3 protein-coding genes and 1 pseudogene are annotated in these 4,298 nt (G+C 43.1%); all 4 read left to right on the forward strand.

The window, feature by feature from the left end; translation table 11 throughout:
* A pseudogene (locus ACP45E_RS12600) lies at nt 1-191 on the forward strand (Dyp-type peroxidase domain-containing protein); the annotation flags it as partial.
* A 180-nt stretch (nt 192-371) separates the two neighbouring features.
* On the forward strand, nt 372-1,505 hold the full coding sequence (locus tag ACP45E_RS12605; RefSeq protein WP_017038391.1) for a flagellin: 1,134 nt from the start codon (nt 372-374) through the stop codon (nt 1,503-1,505).
* 368 nt (nt 1,506-1,873) lie between these two features.
* On the forward strand, nt 1,874-3,007 hold the full coding sequence (locus ACP45E_RS12610) for a flagellin (protein WP_017033271.1): 1,134 nt from the start codon (nt 1,874-1,876) through the stop codon (nt 3,005-3,007).
* A 391-nt stretch (nt 3,008-3,398) separates the two neighbouring features.
* Nucleotides 3,399-4,298 (forward strand): flagellin (locus ACP45E_RS12615; protein WP_069585069.1); only part of this gene is annotated, 900 nt, incomplete at its 3' end.

Below are 4,298 nucleotides of genomic sequence, written 5' to 3' on the forward strand. Positions count from 1 at the left end.
ACCGCTCTTCCGATCTCCTGTTGTTTATTGCCTATTGTAATCGTGTGCATAACTTCAAGGTTATGTTAGAAAGCATGTACGGAGAGACCGATGGAAAAACGGACCAGTTACTGCGCTTTACCAAGGCGGTGACAGGGGCTTATTTCTTTGCGCCATCAGAATCGTTGCTTCAAGCACTTAGCGTAAAATAATGTCCAAGCATTAAGAATAAAAAGACTATAAAAAAACGAGCTATATGCTCGTTTTTTTATTAAAGGTTCTTCTCTAATCACCGATACATAATTAAGCCTCTGTTTTGTGTGAGCCAATGTTTATCATTGGCGGTATATAAAACAAACAGAGTAAATCATCTTTAATGACCTGAGGGTTTTATGGCCGTAACCGTGAATACGAATGTTTCAGCAATGACTGCGCAGCGCCACCTTGGTAATGCGACGACGATGCTGAACCAGTCCTTAGAGCGCTTAGCTTCTGGGAATCGTATAAACAGCGCTAAAGATGATGCTGCAGGTCTACAGATTTCCAATCGCCTGGAATCTCAAATGCGTGGCTTGGACGTCGCAGTCCGAAATGCCAATGATGGTATCTCTATCATGCAAACGGCCGAAGGCGCGATGCAAGAGTCCACTCATTTGCTTCAAAGAATGCGAGATCTTTCTTTGCAGTCAGCTAATGGGTCAAATAGCCAGTCTGAAAGAATTGCGCTTCAGGAAGAAATGAGCGCTTTGAACTCAGAATTGAATAGAATCGCTGAAACGACCTCTTTTGGTGGTCGAAAACTGCTCAACGGCTCCTTCGCGTCCTCCTCTTTTCAGATTGGTGCCAGTTCGGGAGAGGCCGTGCAAGTCTCGCTGAAATCGATGCGTTCCGATAACCTAGCCATGGGCGGTTTTAGTTATATTGCGGATGCAAAAACAGATTCAAACTGGCGGGTTGGCTCAGGGAATCCAATGCTCAATATGCAGTTTACTGATGAGTTTGGTGAGCAACAGAACATCAAGATTACCGCTAAGGCCGGTGATGATATTGAGCAACTGGCGACCTATATTAATGGTCAAACCGATCAAGTATCGGCGTCTGTAAACGATCAAGGTCAACTGCAGATTTATATGTCAGGCAAAGAGACATTAGGCGCCATCGCGTTTTCTGGTAATTTAGCCTCTCAGTTACAACTTTCTCTGCAAGGTTATGAAGCGGTTGATAATGTCGATATCACTGACGTGGGCGGGGCGCAACGAGCGGTTGCAGTGATTGATACTGCTCTAGAGTATGTTGATAGTCATAGAGCTGAACTCGGTGCGTTACAAAATCGATTTGGTCATGCGATTAACAACCTAGATAATGTACATGAGAACCTTGCTGCCTCGAACAGTCGCATTAAAGATACCGATTACGCGAAAGAAACAACCCAAATGATCAAGCAACAAATCCTCCAACAAGTGAGCACTTCTATTTTGGCGCAAGCTAAGCAACAGCCAAATTTAGCATTAACCCTATTAGGTTAATGCCTAGCCATCGTTACTTCTGTACATCAAGTTTATCCATTAGCGGGAAAACGTCGTCACCACTTGACTCCTTTTCTATTACTGTAATGGAAAACTTTATTGTCATCATGGAGCGTTTCTGGGCTTAAGCAGAAAGCGCGAAAGTATCGACCAAGTTAAACAAACCTTTAACAATAAAAACGCAATTGTTGTGTTTTTGACCGACCTATCACGATTTATGCTTCAAAAGCACTTAATTTAAAAAAAACATAAAAAAAGTCTCAAGGTTTGGAAAATTGCGCCGTTAATAAAAGTAACTTTAAAAGAACAGTTTGGTTTTTCGAGAATTCGAAAACCGGAACCATCGGAAGATCAATTGGAGATATACCATGGCAGTGAACGTAAATACTAACGTATCAGCAATGACAGCACAGCGTTACCTTAACAGTGCAAATAACGCACAGCAGACGTCAATGGAACGTTTATCATCTGGCTTTAAAATCAATAGCGCTAAAGATGATGCTGCTGGCCTTCAAATTTCAAACCGCTTGAATGTTCAAAGCCGCGGTCTTGATGTAGCAGTACGAAATGCAAATGATGGTATTTCGATTGCACAAACTGCTGAAGGTGCAATGAACGAAACGACAAACATCCTGCAACGTATGCGTGATTTGTCTCTTCAATCTGCTAACGGATCTAATTCAAAATCTGAGCGTGTAGCGATTCAAGAAGAAGTCAGTGCACTAAACAACGAGCTAAACCGTATTGCAGAAACGACATCATTTGGTGGTAACAAGCTACTGAACGGTACGTTCGAAACTAAGTCTTTCCAAATTGGTGCAGACAACGGTGAAGCGGTTATGCTGTCTTTGAAAGACATGCGTAGCGACAACGCAGAAATGGGTGGTACAAGCTACAAAACCACTAACGGTCAAGATAAAGACTGGTCAGTACAAGCTGGTGGTGCTGATTTAACCATGGCGTTCAAAGACAAGTTTGGTCAAGACCAAGCACTGACTATCAACGCGAAAGAAGGCGATGATATTGAGCAGCTAGCGACGTACATCAATGGTCAACAAGATTTCATTAAAGCGTCTGTTAATGAAGACGGACAACTACAAATGTTAGCAGGTAGCAACAAAGTAGAAGGTGATGTGGCGTTTGGTGGTGCTCTTGCTGGTGAACTTGGTTTCGAACCAGGCCAGGCGGTGACAGTTGACACTATTGACGTAAGAACCGTCGGTGGCGCTCAAGAGTCCGTTGCCATTGTTGATGCGGCATTGAATTTTGTCGATAGCCACCGTGCTGAACTGGGTGCTTTCCAAAACCGTTTCGACCACGCTATCAGTAACTTAGATAACATTAACGAAAATGTAAATGCGTCTAAGAGCCGAATCAAAGACACGGACTTTGCTAAAGAAACAACGGCACTAACTAAATCTCAAATTCTTTCGCAAGCATCAAGCTCTATTCTTGCTCAAGCGAAACAAGCGCCAAACTCAGCACTCAGCCTACTTGGTTAATCGCTGACAGGTTAGTTTACAGAGAATCAATTCTCAAAGTAGCTCTTCTATTGAGTGAAATAAAAATCCGGCTTAGGCTGGATTTTTTCTGTCTATCGCTAAAGTAAGTTTGAGTAATAGAATATCCAATGTTATTCGTTCCACTGATATTTGAATTCAACGTCCGCTTATAGCTGATAATCACCACGACGCCAGTTATTAGCGATTTGATTGCGTATTTATTTGTTCTTAATCACAAATTTAATCGGTACAAAATAAAATTAAAAAATAATTAAATATTTCCTAAAGCTTATTTCGCCTCGGCCGTTACAGGACTGAGAGAAATGAGATGCGTCAATGTGAGGTGAGAGACACGACGGCGCATCAACCTAAATGCCGAAGGAGATCAAATATGGCAATTAACGTAAACACAAATGTGTCGGCGATGACCGCGCAGCGCTATCTAAATGGTGCTGCCGACGGAACTCAAAAGTCGATGGAACGCCTATCGTCGGGGTACAAGATAAATAGTGCTCGAGATGATGCGGCAGGTCTTCAAATTGCTAACCGTCTAACTTCGCAAAGCCGCGGTTTAGATATGGCGGTAAAAAACGCAAATGATGGTATCTCGATTGCTCAGACAGCTGAAGGAGCAATGAACGAAACCACCAATATCTTACAACGAATGCGCGACCTTTCCCTTCAATCCTCTAATGGTTCGAATTCTCGTTCTGAACGTGTTGCTATCCAAGAAGAAGTTTCGGCACTGAATAACGAATTGAATCGTATTGCAGAAACAACCTCGTTTGGTGGTAACAAACTGCTTAATGGTTCATTTGGTACTCAGTCATTTCAGATCGGTGCAAGCTCAGGTGAGGCAGTAATGCTCAACATGGGCAATATGCGATCGGATACCATGGCGATGGGTGGCAGAAGCTATGTTGCTACAAATGGTCAATCACCAGACTGGAAGGTCGATGCAGCGACGGATCTTACTCTGAACTATAATGATCAAAATGGGGTTGCTAAATCACTGTCAATTGAAGCGAAACAAGGCGATGATTTAGAGCAGTTGGCGACTTATATCAATGGTCAAAGCGAAGATGTGAAAGCGTCCGTTGGTGAAGAAGGTAAGCTTCAACTGTTTGCTTCATCACAGAAAGTCTCTGGTGATGTGACTATCGGTGGTGGTTTAGGCGGTGAAATTGGATTTGGTGCAGGCCAAAATATGACGGTTGCTGATGTTGATGTCACCACGGTTGCTGGATCGCAACAAGGCGTCTCGATCATTGATAGTGCATTGACGGCGGTA

The sequence above is a fragment of the Vibrio genomosp. F10 str. 9ZD137 genome (assembly GCF_049974785.1).
Taxonomy (GTDB): domain Bacteria; phylum Pseudomonadota; class Gammaproteobacteria; order Enterobacterales; family Vibrionaceae; genus Vibrio.

Bases quoted from the DNA above. Each gene is read 5' to 3' on its own strand.
- ACP45E_RS12605 (WP_017038391.1), top strand. From the start codon at position 372: ATGGCCGTAACCGTGAATACGAATGTTTCAGCAATGACTGCGCAGCGC.
- ACP45E_RS12610 (WP_017033271.1), top strand. From the start codon at position 1,874: ATGGCAGTGAACGTAAATACTAACGTATCAGCAATGACAGCACAGCGT.